Raw genomic sequence first — 16,671 nt, 5'->3', positions numbered from 1 at the left:
GACCTCGGCCGCTGCTGTCTGTAGCGGCCGTCCTCCGCAACAACAACCGCTTCAAAAACGAGGAGACGCGCCATGGCGGCCATCAATTCCGTGATCGACCTTTCGAATGACGGCAACGTTGCCGTGATCTCGGTCAATTCGCCGCCGGTGAATGCGCTGTCGCAGAACGTGCGCGAGGGATTGCAGGAAGCCGTGACCAAGGCGCTGGCCGATTCCACGGTCGAGGCGATTGTCGTGCGCTGCGATGGCCGTACCTTCATCGCCGGCGCGGACATCCGCGAAATGGGCCGTCCGCGCAAGCCGCCTGGTTTGAAGGACTTCCAAGCGATGATGGATAACGCCAACAAGCCGATCATCGCGGCGGTGCACGGTACCGCACTCGGCGGCGGTCTCGAATTTGCGATGATGTGCCACTATCGCGTGGCTGTGCCCTCGGCCCGTTGCGGTTTGCCCGAGGTCAACATCGGCATTCTGCCCGGTGGCGGCGGCACACAGGCATTGCCGCGAATCGTCGGCGTTGAGCGGGCGCTGGAGATGATGACCACCGGTCGCCATGTGCCGGCGAAGGAGGCGCTTGAGCTCGGCATCTTCGACGCGCTCGCGCCCGAGGAGAAGCTCCGCGAGACGGCGATCGCGTTTGCCCGGAAGGTGGTTGCCGAGAAACGCGGGATCAAGCGGGTTCGCGATCTGACCGACAAGGTCGAGGCCGCCCGCAAGAACCCGGACCTGATCGCCAACTTCAAGAAGGCAAACGCGCGGCGGCTTCGCAACATGAACGCGCCACAGAACATCATCAAGTGCGTCGAGGCAGCCGTAAGCCTGTCTTTCGAAGAGGGCCTGAAGCGTGAAACCGAGCTGTCACAGGAGTTACATGCCGGACCGCAGGCGCCCGCGATGCGCCATGCCTTCTTCGCCGAGCGCGAGGCTGCCAAGATTCCGGATGTGCCCGACGAGACACCGGTGATTCCGGTGAATACGGTCGGCATCATCGGCGCGGGCACTATGGGTGGCGGCATTGCCATGAACTTCGCCAATGTCGGCATCCCGGTGAAGATCGTCGAGACTAAGCAGGAGGCGCTGGATCGCGGCCTGTCGGTGATCCGCAAGAATTATGAGCGCACTGCCCAGCGTGGCGGCCTGACCCAGGACGATGTCGAGAAGCGGATGAAGCTGATCTCGGGCTCGCTGGACATGAACAGTCTCAAGGACGTCGATCTCGTGATCGAGGCGGTGTTTGAGCGGATGGACATCAAGAAAGATGTGTTTGCCAAGCTGGACGCGATCTGCAAGCCGGGCGCTATCCTCGCGACCAACACGTCGGGATTGAATATCGACGAAATCGCCTCCGCGACCAAACGTCCCGAGGCGGTGATCGGGCTGCACTTCTTCTCCCCTGCCAATGTGATGAAGCTGCTTGAGATCGTGCGTGCGGACCACACCTCGAAGGAGGTGATCGCCACCTCAATGAAGCTTGCCAAGAAGATCGATAAGGTTGCGGCGTTGGTCGGGGTCTGCCCTGGGTTCGTCGGCAATCGCATCTTGCGGCAGCGTCAGGTCGAGGCGCAGAAGCTCGTGCTTGAGGGTGCGATGCCGTGGGACGTGGACCGCGTTCTGTATGAGTTCGGCTTCCCGATGGGACCGTTCGCCATGAGCGATCTTGCCGGGCTCGATATCGGCTGGGTCAAGGAGAATTCGAAGGGCGAAACATTGCGTGACGTGCTCTGCGAGATGGATCGCCGTGGGCAGAAGACCGGTGCCGGTTACTACGATTACGACGAAAATCGCAATGCCAAGCCGTCGCCCGTGACCGAGAAGATCATCAAGGACTTTATGGCAAAAAAGGGCATCAACGGCCGCAAGATCTCCGACGAGGAGATCCTCGAACGCTGCCTCTATCCGATGATCAACGAAGGTGTGCAGATTCTCGCCGACAAGAAGGCGATCCGCGCATCCGACATTGATGTGATCTGGCGTTACGGCTATGGCTGGCCGCACTATCGCGGCGGGCTGATGTACTACGGAGATCAGATCGGGGCCGACAAGGTGCTTGCAAAGATGAAGGAATTCCAGGCGACGATGGGCGATCAGTTCAAGCCGTCGCCGCTTCTGGAGAAGATCGTTGCGGAAGGCAAGAAATTTGCCGACATCAAGCCGGGAGCCTGAGAGGCGCTCGGGCTGGGCATGACATCGCGAACCGGAACATGTTTGCGGTTCGCATGTTCTCGCCCTGAGGTATGCCGGAAGGAAAGGGGGCGTTGTGCGATATCTGAAAGTGGTCCCCGCATTGTCAGTCGTGGTGTGGTCGTCCTGCACGTATGCGCAGGACGTGCCGGGCATTGAAATCTGCACGGCGGAAAAGACCATGGAGCGGCGGACGAGCTGCCTTCAGAGCAACGTCAACTTTCTGCAGCAGTCGTTGACGAAACAGTCGCTGGCCGCCCAGCAGAAACTGGACGCCGCGAACCGTGAGATCGAGTCTCTGAAAGGGCTTGTTACCGCGATGCGCAAGGAACTGGACCTGTTGAAGGCCGCCGGCGAGAAGAAAGAGCCGGTTGGGCAAAAGGACCAGAAGGAGCCCGCGAAGAAATAGCGTGGCGTGATGTCCCTCAGAGGCGCCCGCTTGCAGGCTGCATGATTTGTGGCAGCACATGAGGCAGGTCACCGATCAGGCCGATGGTCGTCTCGACCTCAAAAACGTCGCGCAGCATTGCACTGGTGATCGTTTCGCGCGGTGTACCCGACGCCGCGATCCTTCCTTTGCTGAGCACGACGATCCGATCGGCGAAGCGCGATGCCAAATTGAGATCGTGCAAAATGGCGATGACGGCCGTTCCGGCCTTTGCCCGCCGCTTGCCGAGCTCGACAAGGTTGATCTGGTAACGGAGGTCGAGGCTCGACGTCGGCTCGTCCAAGAGGAGCACGCCGGGACCGTGCTTTGCCTCACCGACAGCAAGCTGGAGCAGGACGCGGGCAAAATGCGCACGCTGCTGTTCGCCACCTGATAGCGTTGGCAGTTCGCGATGGCGCAACGCATTGAGGTCAATCTCGCTCAGCATCGCCTCCACAAGCGGCTGCGCTTTGGCGCGAGGGATTTCGCCTGCGCCCATCCGCACGACTTCCTCCACCGTAAACGGAAAGGAGATGGTCACATGCTGAGACAGCACCGCGCGATGGGCTGCCAGCTTGTCCGGCGCGTACGAGCGCAGTTCGGCCCCCTTGATCCGCACTGTTCCGCGTGTCGGCAATAGGTCGCCGGACAGGATGCGCAGCAGCGTGGACTTTCCGGCGCCGTTCGGGCCGACGATGGCGACGGTCTCACCGGGAGCCGCGCTGAAGTCGATGCCGTCCAGCAGCGTCGCCCCACGGATCGTCATTCCGGCGGAGGAGACTTCGATTGCCGGGCTCATGAGCCGACCAGAGCACGCTGCCGCAGCAGCATGTAGAGGAAGAACGGTGCGCCGATGGTCGCGGTCAGAATGCCGACCGGGATTTCGGCAGGCGCCGCCAGCACGCGGGCAAACGTATCGGCGAACACCATCAACGCCGCGCCAAACAACGCCGAGGCGGGCAGGAGCAGGCGATGGCCGGGTCCGATGGCGAGTCGCAGCAGATGCGGCACGACGATGCCGACGAAGCCGATCACCCCGCAGATCGCCACCGCCGCGCCGGTCATGGCCGAGACGAGGACAATGCTGATCATCTTCAGCCGCTCGACATTAATGCCGCTGTAGAACGCCTCCTGCTCGCCGAGCACCAGCACGTCCAACCCGCGGGCGATGAACGGCATGACCAAGCCAGCAATGATGACGAATGGCGCCAGCAGGGCGGCTTTGGACCAGGTGGCGCCGCCGAGCGAACCGAGCAACCAGAAGGAGATGTCACGAAGCTGACGGTCGTCCGCCATGAAGATCAGGAGGCCGATGGCGGCATTGGCGAGTGCGGCGATGGCGAGACCCGACAACAGGAACATCGCGACCGAGGTGCGCCCATCACGGCTGGCGATTTTGTACAGCAGCAGCGTCGTGATCAACGAACCTGCGAAGGCGGCCAGCGGCAGCAGCTCGAACGCATTGGCGGCGGCGTTCGGTGCGATCATGCTGTCGAGGATGACGATGGTGAAGGCGGCCGCGAAGGCGCCGCCGCTGGATACGCCGACCAGGGCCGGGTCGGCCAGCGGATTTCGAAACAGACCCTGCATGACGGTGCCGGCAACTGCGAGCAGGGCGCCGATCATCGCCGCGATCGCGATCCGCGGAATGCGAATCGACCACAGTACGAGCTGGTCTCGGGCGAAGGTCGCGGGATCCTTGGCGCCGCCGAAGCCCAGCGCCGGCCATAGGCGCTCGAGCGGGATGCCGGCTGCACCGAGCGTCGCCGCAAGCAGAGCCGTGCAGACGAGCAGCGCCAGCAGCGCTGCGAACACGGCAAAGGCTTTGGGGCGGCGTTTGGCCGCAGCGGTATGGGGGCTGGAAGCAGACACGGAAATCTCGGCGGCACTCATTGCCGGCAGTTCACGGACAGGATGGTCGGCTTGCCCATGGTGTCTTGTCCGGCAACCGCCGGATAGAGGGCGGCTGCGAGATCGCGCGCCGCTGCGGCGGTGCGCGGGCCGAAACCGAGCAGGTAAAGGCCGTCCATGGCGATGAATGTTTTGTCCTTCGCAGCGGGTGTCAGCGCGAATGCGGCATTGGAGAAGATCATCTCGGAGGTGACGGCATCGGTACCGCGCTGCATCACCAGGATCGCGTCGGGCTTGGCTGCGACGATCGCCTCCTCGCTGAGCGGCTTGTAGCCGTCATAGCCGTCGATTGCATTGGTCCCGCCAGCGAGCGCAATGATTTCGTCGGCTGCCGTCTTGTGTCCCGCGACGATGGCGCGGCCGTTGACGAGCGACATGACGAACATCACCCGCCGCTTGTCCTTGACGGTCTCGCGCAGTTTGCGCATCGCGGTGAGGTCTCTTTCGACCGCTTGGGTGAGGCAGGCTCCCCGCGTCTCGGCGCCGAGCTCACTCGCGACCAGCCGGATACGCTCGAGGATTCCATCTTCAGAAAAGGTTTCGGGTACCGTGACGATCGGTACCTTCGTTGCCGCGAGCACCGAAAGCGTTTCCTTCGGCCCGGCGCCTTCGGTGGCGATAATCAGGTCCGGGTTGAGGCCGAGTACCCCTTCCGCCGAGAGCTGACGCATGTAGCCGACGTTGGCCTTCTGCTTGAGGGCCTGCTGCGGGTAAAGGCTGGTCGAGTCGATGCCGACCAGCCGGTCCTCCAGACCAAGCGCATAAACGATCTCGGTGATGGCGCCGCCGACGGCAACAATCCGCTGCGCCTCGGCATGACGCAATTCGCTGGCCTGCATGGGGGCGCCCGTCAGCAATCCCGCAAGAGCGACGGCGGCCGCACTGAGGCAGAAGGGTATGCGCATCGCGTTCATTTGGTCAGGATCAGCTTGTTTTGCGCGGTCAGGCGAAGCCGGTAGGTCTCCTCGCCGTGAGCGATAATGATTTCGCGAGTCGCCTGGAAAATATCGCGGCTGTCGAAACGATTGCCGCGCAACGGCACGGCCCGGCTGTCGTTTCCGGCCGATGCTGCATTGCCGCCATCGGTACTGCTCGCCGGTGCGCCGTGTGAAGATGTCTGGCTCAAGCTCATCATGTCCGGAGAGAGAAGCATCGTGGTCTTTATAGGTTTCCCTCTGCGCCAACTCCAAGCCTTCCACTTTACAATCGTTTTAATGTCGGTTCCGTTCGGTTGATTTCGCGAGGCCTGCCAAGTACCAAGACCTTGATTGGTTATGCGTCCGGGGAGACGCATCCGTTAGCCAGCAAGCGCCACCTCGTGTGGCCGCCCGCCAGCCGCGGCCAGTTGAAAAGACGGCTTTAAAGACGACGGCTTGGGGAATTGACGATGGCTAATGGGGCCAGGAGCGCGCGCGCGCTCCTTGTAGGCGTGTCTGCGTTTGCGGTCGGTGTCTGCTGCAGTTCAGCGGGGTTCGCTCAGCAGGGCGAAGTGACGCAGGCGACGCAGAGCGCAAAACAAAGCAGCGCCAAGCGCAAGAAGCGGCAACAGGTCGCACAAGTCGTGCCTGCGCAGGCGCTGAATGCCAATGCCCAGGTGCAGGGTTCGACCCAGTCGCTCGACACCATTACTGTCGCCGCCACCAAAACCGAAGAGCGGGCAGTCGATGCGCTCGCGCCGGTAAGTGTCGTCACGCTCGAACAGATTCAGGGCATCCAGCCGAAACGTCTCGGCGACGTTCTGTATGCAGTTCCTGGTGTCTCGTTGCAGGACCGCGGTGACGATCCGGCGACTTCGGTGAACATTCGCGGCCTGCAGGATTTCGGCCGCGTCGCTGTGGTCGTTGACGGTGCGCGCCAGAACTACCAGCGCACGGCACATAGTGCGAACGGTCAGTTCTTCCTCGATCCGGAATTGGTTGGCGGCGTCGATGTGGTGCGCGGCCCGACCGCGAATATCTACGGCTCAGGCGCGATCGGCGGCGTGGTCTCGTTCCGCACAAAGGATATCGATGATGTCGTGCGTCCAGGCGAGCGCTGGGGCACCGAATGGGGCGTGATGGGCGGCACGAACAACATGCGTGGCATGGTGTCGGGGTTCGGCGGCGTGCGCGTCAATCCGAATGTCGACCTGTTTGCGGGCGGTTCGTGGACGGCGCAGTCGAACTACAAGGACGGCATGGGCGTGACGGTGGAGAACTCCGCCAACAAGACCGGCAGCGCGATCGCCAAGGCGACCGTGCGTCCGGCCGACGGCCATGAGATCAAGCTCGGCGGTATCTTCCAGGATTTCGACTACGACGTCGGCCAGCCGCGGCGTGCGCTCGGCTTGCCGTTCTCGCAGCCCGGCACCGCAGGCAACGGCACGTCAATCTACGCCACCAACGTCAAGAACTATCAGACGAGCCTTGGCTGGAAGTATCAGCGCCCCGAGGACAAGCTGTTCGACTGGGACGCGAAGATCTACTGGAATCGCACCGAGAGCGATCAGACCAAGATTGCCCATACGTCTACGGCTCCCGCGTTCGGGACGGCCTGCGCGTTGCGCGGTTTGCCAGGCAACGCGATCTCGGGCTGCATCGGCGATTCACGTAGCTATGTGATCGATACCCTCGGCTTCGATCTGCACAATACCTCGCGCTTCGAGCATGGCGACTGGCGGCACGCGGTCACCTATGGCGGCGATTTGTTCCAGGACGACGTGAAGACGACGGATTTCAGCGGTAACTCCAACGCGACGACGCCGGGCGGGCGTCGCACCGTGTCCGGAGCCTTCGCCCAGTGGAAGGTTGGCTACGCGAACTGGTTCGATCTCGTCAGCGCTGTCCGCTACGATAACTATCATCTGAGCTCGGGAGCCATATCCACGGATGGCGACCGTTTTTCGCCGAAGGTGACGCTGGCATTGCTGCCGACCCATGTGGTCACGCCCTATGTCAGCTATGCCGAAGGCTATCGCGCGCCGTCGATCACCGAGACATTGGTCGATGGTTCACACGTTGCCTCGGGGCCGGGGCAGGGCGATACGTCGCGCTGCGCGGACGGCTCGCGCGGTTTCTTCTGCTTCCTGCCCAATCCTAATCTGCGACCGGAGGTCGGCAAGAACAAGGAATTCGGCATCAACGTGAAGAAGAATGATCTCTTCACTGCAGGCGACTCGGTGCGTGCGAAGTTCAACGTGTTCCGCAACGACGTCAGCGACTATATCGACGGCGTGCAGTTCGCTGGACCGCCAGTGCCGAACCTGTACTTCCAATATCAGAACATCGCCCACGCCCGCATCGAGGGTTTCGAGGCGGAAACCTTCTACGATGCCAATCGCTGGTTCGTTGGCGTGTCGGCCACGTTCCAGCGTGGCGAGAACACGCAGACCGGTATCGGCCTCGTTACCGTGCAGCCACGCAAGATTACGACCACAGCCGGCGTGCGGTTGCTGGAGAACCAGCTGGTGATCGCCATGCAGTGGACATCGGTGGAGGCCAACACCAAGATCCCGGTGACCTATCTGGCCAGCACATCGTACGATCTGCTCAATGCCTATATCACCTATAAGCCGCACCGCGACGTCACTGTGAACTTCTCGGTCGATAACATCCTCAACGAGTATTATCGGCCCTACGCCGTTCCGCGTGCGGCGGACTTCACATCAAGCCAGAACGACGTGCTTTGGGCGAGTGCGGCGCCAGGTCGCGTCTTCAAGCTGGGAGCGCGATTCCACTTCGGCGGAGCATAAATGAAGGCTTGAGACAGCGAGAAAACGCTGAAGAGCCACGCCAGCGTCGGGCGTGGCTCTTTCATTCTTTCCTATTCAGACGTAAAAGAAACCCAACAATACGGGCAACATCAGGAGACTTTCATGTTCATCGCGATGAATCGCTTCAAGGTCAAAAAGGGATCGGAGAGCGCGTTCGAGAACGTCTGGGCGAGCCGGGAGTCGTATCTGGACCGTATGCAGGGCTTCGTCGAATTCCATCTGTTGAAAGGCCCTGAGGCGGAAGACCACACGCTGTATTCGTCGCATACGGTTTGGTCGAGCAAGGCGAACTTCGAGGCGTGGACTAAGTCCGAGGAGTTCCGCAAGGCGCATGCCCGTGCTGGCAACGACTCCTCGTCCGGCTCGCTTTATCTCGAACATCCGAAGTTCGAGGGCTTCGAGGTGGTGCAGACCCAGCGCAACACCAGCGCAGCAGCCTGATCCATCTGATCTCAAAGGACGAATGATCATGTTGAGCACCGATCTTGCCGAACTGAAGGCATTCATGGCCGACAACACCGGTGCGGTGATCGAAGACGTCGCGCGTGACCGCAAGGTGACGCCACGGGCGGTGATCGAGGCACTTCCGGAAGGCATGGTCCGTGTCGGCAAGGGCGACCAGTTCGTCCCGGTCATGCAGGACATCGCCGCATGGGGCGATGTCACGTTGATCGTGCATACAGATGATGCGATCTTCGAATTCTCCGGCGCGGTGCCACGCGGCGAGATCGGCCGCGGCTACTTCAACCTGATGCAGCCGAAGGGGTTGCATGGACACTTGCGCCATGAACGCTGTGGTGGTGTTGCATTCGTCGAGCGTCCGTTCTTCGGCAAATCGTCGGCGTTCATCGCATTTTTTAACGTTGATGGCGGCATCATGTTCAAAGTGTTCGTCGGGCGTGACGAGAACCGCGAATTGAAGGCGGATCAACTTGAACGCTTCCGCAAACTGGCGGCGTCATTGACTTAATTCAAGTTATTCCCTGGCGCAGAACGCAATGCGCCGATTGGCTTAACGGCCGGTGCCGGCGTGCGGCACCGGCCGTTTTTTGTATGCATCGTCTGTGGACGCGATCGCATCCTGTGCTAGCCTTTCAGCAACAAGAACACGGGAGGCTGCCTTGATCAAATCGATTTCGTTTTTGGCGCGGAAACCGGGGTTGTCGCGTGAGGATTTCGTCCGGCATTGGCTCGATGTGCATGTGCCGATGTGCCATGCGGTGCCCGGGCTGCGGGGTTACGCGGTGTCCGCCATTGTCGAGCAGCAATCGCGTCCCGATGTTTCGGTTCTGCCGATGGGTGAGTTCGATGGCGTTGCGCAAGTATGGTTCGATAGCCTGGAGGCGCGGGCAGCCGCCGGTGCATCGGCGGAAGGCAAACGCTGGCATGCAGACGGCGGCACCATTATCGGCGGCATCCGTATGTTCGTGACCAAGGAGTACGCCGTCGTGCCCTTGTCAGCAAACCGTCCACGTTACAAGACGCTATCGGTGATCAAGCGTCGAGACGGTTTGACGTCCGAGCAATTTCATCACGAGTGGCGCGACATTCACGCGCCGATGGCGCAGGCGGTACCTGAGCTGCGGGGCTTTACCTTATCGGAGGTGGTCGAGGAGCAATTTCGCGCTGACATCGCTCCGTTTAAGCTCGATGGTCCGGTCGATGGCTTCACGGAAAGCTGGTGGGACAGTCCGCAATCGCGCGCGCGGATGGTCGCGTCGGACGAAGGCAAGGCCTGGTTCGCGCACGGTTCAACCTTCATCGGTCATATCCGCAGCGTGCTGCTGGAAGAGCGGGTGATCGTACCGGTGCAGGCTAGCGCGGCGGCATAGCTTGCGGTTCAGGAGCGTTGCGCGTAAGATCGCACTCAAGGGGTTGATCGCGATTACCCCGTGAGGCGGCAGCCCAAACATCGCGTCCATACTCCCAATCACGGGATGGACGCTCATGCCGTCAAATACAGAAATCACCATATCGCAATTGATTCGCTTGGTCGGGCTGTCCACGGCGCCGACCATCATCGACGTCCGCTCCGCGGAGGACTTCAAAGGCGATCCGCGGTTGTTGCCGGGCGCTGTCCGTCGGGATGCCTTGACGGTGGCCGAGTGGGCCACCGAATGTGTTGGTCATCACGTTGTCGTCGTCTGCCAGAAAGGATTGAAGCTCAGCCAGGGGGCGGCGGCATGGCTGCGTCAGTTGGGAGCGAAGGCCGAGACGTTGGAAGGAGGATTCGAGGGTTGGCGCGCAGCCAAGGGCCTGTTGGTCAATTCCGACAAGCTGCCGCAGCGGGACGTGGCTGGGTATACAGTCTGGGTCACGCGTGCGCGTCCGAAGGTGGACCGCATGGCCTGTCCCTGGCTGATCCGCCGGTTCGTCGATCCGAGCGCCGTCTTTCTGTTCGTCGCGTCGTCGGAGGTGCTTGATGTCGCCGAACGTTTCCATGCAACGCCGTTCGATATCGACGATGTGTTCTGGAGCCACCGTGGCGAACGCTGCACCTTCGACACCATGATCGAGGAATTTGGACTTACGTCGGAGGCGTTGGGCCGGTTGGCGTTGATCGTGCGAGCGGCAGATACGGCGCGGCTCGATCTCGCGCCGCAGGCGGCAGGTTTCCTTGCCGCATCACTCGGTCTGTCGCGGATGTATCGCGACGACCTCGAACAGCTCGATGCGGGTATGCTGCTTTATGATGCCTTCTACCGCTGGAGCCGGGATGCGACTGAGGAGACGCACAACTGGCCTTCGGTACAGAAATTGGCGTAAGGAGTCGCGATGTCGATCACCGCTGCGACAGACACCGCCGCCGGTATACCCGCCGCGCCAACCTTCGCTGAGGCAACCAGGGTCTGGGCCAAGATCGGTCTTTTGAGCTTCGGCGGGCCTGCCGGCCAGATCGCGCTGATGCATACGGAACTGGTGGAGAAGCGTCGCTGGATCGGCGAGCGGCGGTTCCTGCACGCTTTGAATTATTGCATGCTGCTGCCAGGTCCGGAGGCCCAACAGCTGGCCATTTATATCGGCTGGCTGCTGCATCGCACGGCGGGTGGTCTCGTCGCCGGCATCCTATTCGTGCTGCCTGGCGCGGTCGTGATGCTCGGCCTCAGTATTCTTTACGGTTTCTATCGGTCGGTGCCGCTGATCGACGCGCTGTTTCTGGGTATCAAGGCCGCGGTTTTGGCGGTGGTGATGGAGGCGGTGCTGCGGATCGGGCGGCGAGCCCTGAAGAACCGGGCCATGATCGCGATTGCGCTTGGCGCTTTCGTCGGGATCTATGTCTTCCACATCCCGTTTCCGCTGATCGTCCTGCTCGCGGGATTGATTGGCTGGGTCGGCAGCCACGCGGCGCCGCGATTGTTCCTCGATACCGGCCATGGTGCAGGTGGCGTCGCGTCAGACGGCGGGGGTGTCGTCGATGGGATGTTCGAGCGCGGTGAGCTGGGCCATACCGACCCGTCGCTGAGGCGAGCGCTAGGGGTCCTCAGCGTCTGGCTGCCAGTGTGGCTTGGACCGCTCCTGCTGCTGTGGCTGTCCACCGGGGCGGACAGTGTCTGGACGCAAATTGGTGCGTTCTTCTCGACCATGGCGGTGGTCACCTTCGGGGGCGCCTACGCCGTGCTGGCGTATGTCGCGCAGGCAGCAGTGGATAATTTCGGCTGGCTGGCCGCGGGTGAGATGGTGGATGGTCTGGGTCTCGCGGAAACGACCCCAGGGCCGCTGATCTTGGTGCTGCAGTTCGTCGGCTTCCTCGCCGCGTTTCGTGCATCTGGAAGCCTCGATCCGCTCCTGGCGGGCTGTCTCGGTGCGTCCCTCACTCTCTGGGTAACGTTTGCGCCGTGCTTCCTCTGGATATTTCTGGGCGCGCCCTATGTGGAGGCCTTGCGCGGCAACCGGGCGATTTCAGCCGCCTTGTCAGCGATCACCGCGGCTGTCGTCGGCGTGATCATGAATCTGGCGCTGTGGTTCGCGCTACATGTGGTTTTTCGTGAGGTTCGGCCATTCGAGATATTCGGTTTAGGACCGGATATTCCGGTGCTGGCCTCGGCGGATTGGCGAGCGGCGCTGTTGGCGGTAGCGGCGATGATCGCAATGCTGCGTTTCAAGGTCGGCATGATCCCGACGCTGGGGGCGTGCGCGATGGCGGGCCTGCTGTTCGGCCAGCTGCCAGCCTAAGCTCGGGAGCGGATACAGCGCATATCGGTGAGAGCAAAGAGGAAACATCCATGTCCGACACTGTCAGGGCGGTCGTCGTCGATGCCAAGGCGGCGGGACGTCTATCGATCCAACCGACACCGCTTGCGCCGGCGGGGGCCACCGATGTGACGGTGCGCGTCACGGCGATCTCGCTCAACCGGGGCGAGGTCAAACGCGCGGTGACCGCCTCCGAGCCTGGCGCCCGGCCAGGCTGGGATTTTGCGGGCGTGGTCGAGGAAGCGGCCAAGCAAGGTGGCGGACCGCCGGTCGGCGCCCGTGTGGTCGGCCTGTTGCTTGGGGGCGCCTGGGCGGAGCGGGTTCGCGTACCCGCCCATGCGCTGGCCGTGCTGTCGGACGGAGTGAGCGATGCTCAGGCGGCGACGCTGCCAGTGGCAGGCCTGACTGCGCTGCACGCACTCCGGCAGGGCGGCTTGCTGCTCGGCCAGAAGGTGCTAGTGGATGGAACGAGTGGCGGCGTCGGCCACCTGGCCGTGCAATTGGCGGCAGCATCCGGCGCCATCGTTTGCGGCCATGTCCGGCGGCCGGAGCTGCGCGCATCGGTCGAGCGTTGGTGCAACGGTGGCGTGGCGGTCGGTCCATCGCTCGAAAGCGCAAGATCGCTCGGACCGTTTCACCTGATCCTGGATTCCGTTGGCGGCCAAACCCTGGCTTCGGCGCTGACCATGCTGCGTAACACTGGCACCTGCGTCACTTTCGGCGTCTCCGAAGCGCCCACCGCCACATTCGAGAGCGGCAACTTCTTCCGGATCGGCGGCGTCAAGCTTTATGGCCTGATCATTTTCGATGAGCTCGCCCGGGTGGAGCGGGCCGGGACCGGGCTCGCGCTACTAGCCGATCTCGTGCAGCGCAAGCTGCTCACCCCGCAGATCGAAGTGGAGACATCATGGAATGAGATCGGCAGGGTTGCCGCCGATCTCATGGACCGCAAGTTTACCGGCAAAGCCGTCCTGCACGTCTCGTAGTCGATATAGTGCGTCGTTATTGCTGGCCAGCCTGGGCCTGCGCGCGTTCGCGCGAGGAGATTTGCAGCTTGTTCATGCCGCGGATCCAGCGGTCATAGTCATCCGCCTTGAACTTCATATAGCCTGCGACTTCCTTGTGCGACAGGATCAGGAACGCCTCCCGGTCCAGCCCCTCAATCACTGCATCGGCCACGGTTTCCGCGCTCAAGATGCCATCACGCGATTGCGGTCCGGTGGGCACGGCGCGCAGCAGCGGCGTATCCACCGCCTGCGGGCACAGCATCGATACGCGGATGTTGTCGGCCTTGTGGGTGATGGCGAGGCTTTCGGCGAAGCCGACGGCCGCATGCTTCGTGGTCGAGTAGACCGGGCTGCCAACCTGCGACAGCAGGCCGGCGGCGGAGATCGTCTGCAGGAAATAGCCGCCGCCACGGGCTTTCATGCGCGGGATCAGGATGCGCGCTGCGTAGACGTGGGCCATCACATGGACCTGCCAGGCGAACGTCCACAAATCGTTGCTGTCACCGCCTGCGTTCTCGGTCAGCGGGTTCATGCCTGTGGCGACGCCGGCATTCGAACAGAACAGGTCGATCGGGCCGAACCGCTGCTCCACATCGTTGACGAGGTGGACGATGTCTTCCTCCTTAGTGACATCGGTGCGATAGGCGGCGCCGCCGATCGTAGCCGCCACGGCTTCGGCTTCCTTGATATCGATGTCGGAAACGATCACCGTCTTCGCATCTTCGCGATGGAAGCGCTCGCAGAGAGCCCTACCGATCCCCTTGGCGCCGCCGGTGACGACGACGACCTTGTCTTTAACCTTCATGTGGTTCTCCTGTTTGTCGCTTCCGGCTCTCTGACCGGTGTTGGTGATGATCCGCTTACGCGGAATCCGGCGCTTTGCGTGGCGGAGCCGTCGAGGCGCGAGCCTCGAACACGTAAGGAAACAGCCGTCGCAGTCGCTGCTGCTTGCGCGTGTGGCCGTTTCCATTGCCGAGGCGCTCGAACAGGTGTGCCGCGATTTCGTCTGACAACCGCTCGTAATCGACCCGAAGTGTTGAAATGGCGGGTACGTGGTTCTGGATGAAATCGGCGCGGCCGATACTCACCAGCGATAGATCGCGGGGGATGCGCAGGCCGAGCGTCGCGATCGCATTCAGGGTGGAGGAGAGAATTCCGGTACCTTGCACGACGATGGCCGTCGGACGATCCTTGCGCGACAGCATTTCGATGACACTGTCGTAGACGGAGCTCATCGAGGTCGGTGGCAGAACCAGATTCTCCTCGAGGATCTTCAATCCTTGGGCGCGCATCGCGCTCTTGAATGCGGAGATGCGGCGGCGGCCCGGGCGGCTCTTGAGATTGGCGGTGACGAGGCCGATCCGCTTGTGGCCGAGCCCGGCCAAATGCTCGACAACCTGAGTGAGTCCGCCGGCGTGGTCGAACAGGATCGTATCTGCCTTGACCAGAACCTCCCGGTCCAACACCAGATACGGCATTGGCAATTGGGCAAGGAGATCGTTCAGCTCGCGATTGCGCTCGTGCGCGGGAGCGACGATCAGCGCGTCGAGACCGCGCTCGGCAAGCAGTTTCAGCGAACGGATTTCGCGGTCGAGCTGGTTCGAAGTGTTGGAGATCAGAGTCATATAACCCTGCCGCTCCAGCCGGGTTTCCAGCATATCGAAGAGTTTGGCATAGAGCGGATTGGTCATGTCCGCGAACATGCAGCCGATGGTCTTGGTCGAGCGGGACCGCAGCGAGCGGGCTGCATGGTTCGGCTGATAGCGCAGCGAGGCCGCTGCCCGCTTGACCCGGGCGATCGTGTCTTCCGAGACGTTGTCGGCGCCGCTCAAGGCGCGTGACGCACTGCCCAGCGAGACCCCTGCAAGTCTCGCCACATCCTTGATCGTTCGCCGCCCAGCAGCCATCGTTCCTGTTCGTTCGTCTAGACCCCGGCGCTTCTAGCTTACAGGTGAAACCCTGTACATGTGGAAATCAGTTTAAGGTTTCCGCAGCGCGAGATGCGCTTTCGTGCCTTCGCCAAAAAGGTTGGCACGTTTCGTGCTGGTACATCGCCCGGATCGTTGCGCAGGGCTTAGGACCCGTGCAACGATAGGGGATGATCCCGGACCGTAGGGTACGCAAGGGTGGATACCGCAAGGATCAAACGTGAATATAGCAGGGCGCGCGAGGTGACCCGCGTCCGACTGGCGGTTCGCGATCCGAGCGCCGCCGGGAGCAGGCAATGGTCGCATTCCTGATCCGGCGCATCGGGCAGAGCATCTTCGTCATCCTCGCGATGGCAGCCCTGGTTTTTCTCGGTGTGTTCCTGATCGGCAATCCGATCGACGTCCTGCTCGCGCCGGATGCGGACCAGATCGAAAGGGCGCAAGCGATCGAGCGGCTCGGTCTCGACAAACCGCTCTGGCAGCAATTCCTGATCTTCCTGCTGGATCTCGCCAGGGGCGATCTCGGCACGTCCTTCGTGCATGGGACATCCGCCGTCGGGCTGATCCTCGAGCGTCTGCCTGCGACCATGGAACTTGCGTTCGTGGCTCTGACGCTGGCGATCGTGGTTGGCATTCCGTTGGGGGTCATCGCCGGCCTGCGACGTGAGAGTTGGCTCGGCCGGACCATCATGACCGGCTCGATCGTCGGCTTTTCGCTGCCGAACTTCTGGTTCGGCATCATGCTGATTCTTTGCTTCGCCGTGACGCTGCAGTGGCTGCCTGCCGGTGGCCGCGGACCGACCGGCAGCCTGTTCGGCGTCGAGCTGTCGCTGCTCAATCCGGCCGGCTGGCCGAACCTGCTGATGCCGGCTTTGACGCTCGCCATCTACAAGGTGTCGCTGGTGATCCGCCTCGCTTATTCAGGAACGCGCGAAGCGATGCTGCAGGATTATGTACGCTTTGCCCGCGCCAAGGGTCTGTCGCCGCAGCGCATCCTCGGCGTGCACGTGCTGAAGAATATCCTGATCCCGATCGTTACCGTGCTCGGCCTCGAACTCGGTTCCATGATCGCTTTCGCCGTCGTCACCGAAAGCGTGTTCGCCTGGCCCGGCATCGGCAAGCTCCTGATCGATTCCATTGCGCGGCTCGATCGGCCGGTGATCGTCGCCTATCTGATGATCGTCGTGGCGTTATTTGCGCTGATCAATCTGGTCGTCGATATCCTCTATTCGGTGTTGGATCCGCGCGTCCGCCTTTCGGATACGGGGAACTGAG

The 16,671-nt window shown here is 62.1% G+C and carries 16 protein-coding genes; 10 read left to right on the top strand and 6 right to left on the bottom strand.

Features of this window, described 5'->3' with window-relative positions:
• The first annotated feature begins 81 nt into the window (after positions 1 to 81).
• Together X566_RS15700 and X566_RS15695 are read left to right on the top strand one after the other, a co-directional pair.
• Entirely contained in the window at positions 82 to 2,163 is a 2,082-nt protein-coding gene (locus tag X566_RS15700) for a 3-hydroxyacyl-CoA dehydrogenase NAD-binding domain-containing protein (protein ID WP_409337834.1), read from the top strand.
• A gap of 94 nt (positions 2,164 to 2,257) precedes the next feature.
• A complete protein-coding gene (locus X566_RS15695; RefSeq protein WP_244434803.1) occupies positions 2,258 to 2,590 on the top strand; it encodes a hypothetical protein in 333 nt (110 codons plus the stop codon).
• Between the two features lie 16 nt (positions 2,591 to 2,606).
• Here the strand turns inward: X566_RS15695 and X566_RS15690 are convergent, their stop codons facing one another.
• Genes X566_RS15690 through X566_RS15675 form a run of 4 tightly spaced genes read right to left on the bottom strand, consistent with a single transcriptional unit; the run spans position 2,607 to position 5,651 of the window.
• Complete coding sequence (locus X566_RS15690; protein WP_034469201.1) at positions 2,607 to 3,407, bottom strand: heme ABC transporter ATP-binding protein; 801 nt, start codon at positions 3,405 to 3,407, stop codon at positions 2,607 to 2,609.
• On the bottom strand, positions 3,404 to 4,501 hold the full coding sequence (locus X566_RS15685; protein ID WP_034469198.1) for an iron ABC transporter permease: 1,098 nt from the start codon (positions 4,499 to 4,501) through the stop codon (positions 3,404 to 3,406). Before X566_RS15685 ends, X566_RS15690 begins: the two co-directional genes overlap by 4 nt.
• A complete protein-coding gene (locus X566_RS15680; protein ID WP_034469194.1) occupies positions 4,498 to 5,433 on the bottom strand; it encodes a hemin ABC transporter substrate-binding protein in 936 nt (311 codons plus the stop codon). Before X566_RS15680 ends, X566_RS15685 begins: the two co-directional genes overlap by 4 nt.
• A complete protein-coding gene (locus tag X566_RS15675) occupies positions 5,430 to 5,651 on the bottom strand; it encodes a hemin uptake protein HemP (protein WP_034469751.1) in 222 nt (73 codons plus the stop codon). The genes X566_RS15680 and X566_RS15675 overlap by 4 nt, the downstream gene beginning before the upstream one ends.
• Before the next feature lie 255 nt (positions 5,652 to 5,906).
• Here X566_RS15675 and X566_RS15670 point away from each other — a divergent pair, with 255 nt between their 5' ends.
• The 7 genes from X566_RS15670 to X566_RS15640 all read left to right on the top strand — a co-directional run bounded on the left by X566_RS15670 (position 5,907) and on the right by X566_RS15640 (position 13,447).
• A complete protein-coding gene (locus X566_RS15670; RefSeq protein ID WP_034469191.1) occupies positions 5,907 to 8,249 on the top strand; it encodes a TonB-dependent hemoglobin/transferrin/lactoferrin family receptor in 2,343 nt (780 codons plus the stop codon).
• Positions 8,250 to 8,372: 123 nt separating this feature from the next.
• Positions 8,373 to 8,711 carry an antibiotic biosynthesis monooxygenase gene (locus X566_RS15665; RefSeq protein WP_034469188.1) on the top strand — a complete coding sequence of 113 codons (339 nt, stop codon included), beginning with the start codon at positions 8,373 to 8,375 and terminating at the stop codon, positions 8,709 to 8,711.
• 28 nt (positions 8,712 to 8,739) lie between these two features.
• Positions 8,740 to 9,240 carry a heme utilization cystosolic carrier protein HutX gene (gene hutX, locus X566_RS15660; protein WP_034469750.1) on the top strand — a complete coding sequence of 167 codons (501 nt, stop codon included), beginning with the start codon at positions 8,740 to 8,742 and terminating at the stop codon, positions 9,238 to 9,240.
• A 151-nt stretch (positions 9,241 to 9,391) separates the two neighbouring features.
• On the top strand, positions 9,392 to 10,102 hold the full coding sequence (locus tag X566_RS15655; RefSeq protein WP_034469185.1) for an EthD family reductase: 711 nt from the start codon (positions 9,392 to 9,394) through the stop codon (positions 10,100 to 10,102).
• Between the two features lie 115 nt (positions 10,103 to 10,217).
• On the top strand, positions 10,218 to 11,036 hold the full coding sequence (locus tag X566_RS15650) for a sulfurtransferase/chromate resistance protein (protein ID WP_034469182.1): 819 nt from the start codon (positions 10,218 to 10,220) through the stop codon (positions 11,034 to 11,036).
• A 9-nt stretch (positions 11,037 to 11,045) separates the two neighbouring features.
• Positions 11,046 to 12,443 carry a chromate efflux transporter gene (chrA, locus tag X566_RS15645; RefSeq protein WP_051444235.1) on the top strand — a complete coding sequence of 466 codons (1,398 nt, stop codon included), beginning with the start codon at positions 11,046 to 11,048 and terminating at the stop codon, positions 12,441 to 12,443.
• 50 nt (positions 12,444 to 12,493) lie between these two features.
• Positions 12,494 to 13,447, top strand: a complete 954-nt coding sequence (locus tag X566_RS15640; protein WP_034469178.1) for a zinc-binding dehydrogenase — start codon at positions 12,494 to 12,496, stop codon at positions 13,445 to 13,447.
• A gap of 16 nt (positions 13,448 to 13,463) precedes the next feature.
• Here X566_RS15640 and X566_RS15635 read toward each other — a convergent pair whose 3' ends face one another.
• Together X566_RS15635 and X566_RS15630 are read right to left on the bottom strand one after the other, a co-directional pair.
• A complete protein-coding gene (locus tag X566_RS15635; RefSeq protein WP_034469174.1) occupies positions 13,464 to 14,273 on the bottom strand; it encodes an SDR family oxidoreductase in 810 nt (269 codons plus the stop codon).
• 55 nt (positions 14,274 to 14,328) lie between these two features.
• Complete coding sequence (locus X566_RS15630) at positions 14,329 to 15,375, bottom strand: LacI family DNA-binding transcriptional regulator (RefSeq protein ID WP_051444234.1); 1,047 nt, start codon at positions 15,373 to 15,375, stop codon at positions 14,329 to 14,331.
• Positions 15,376 to 15,692: 317 nt separating this feature from the next.
• Between X566_RS15630 and X566_RS15625 the strand changes: the two genes are divergently transcribed.
• A complete protein-coding gene (locus tag X566_RS15625) occupies positions 15,693 to 16,670 on the top strand; it encodes an ABC transporter permease (RefSeq protein WP_034469172.1) in 978 nt (325 codons plus the stop codon).
• The last annotated feature ends 1 nt before the right edge of the window (position 16,671 follow it).

Origin of the sequence: Afipia sp. P52-10 (genome assembly GCF_000516555.1) — a bacterium.
GTDB lineage: Bacteria > Pseudomonadota > Alphaproteobacteria > Rhizobiales > Xanthobacteraceae > P52-10.
Note: the sequence above shows the minus strand (reverse complement) of the source record. Positions and strands in the feature narration are given on the sequence as shown.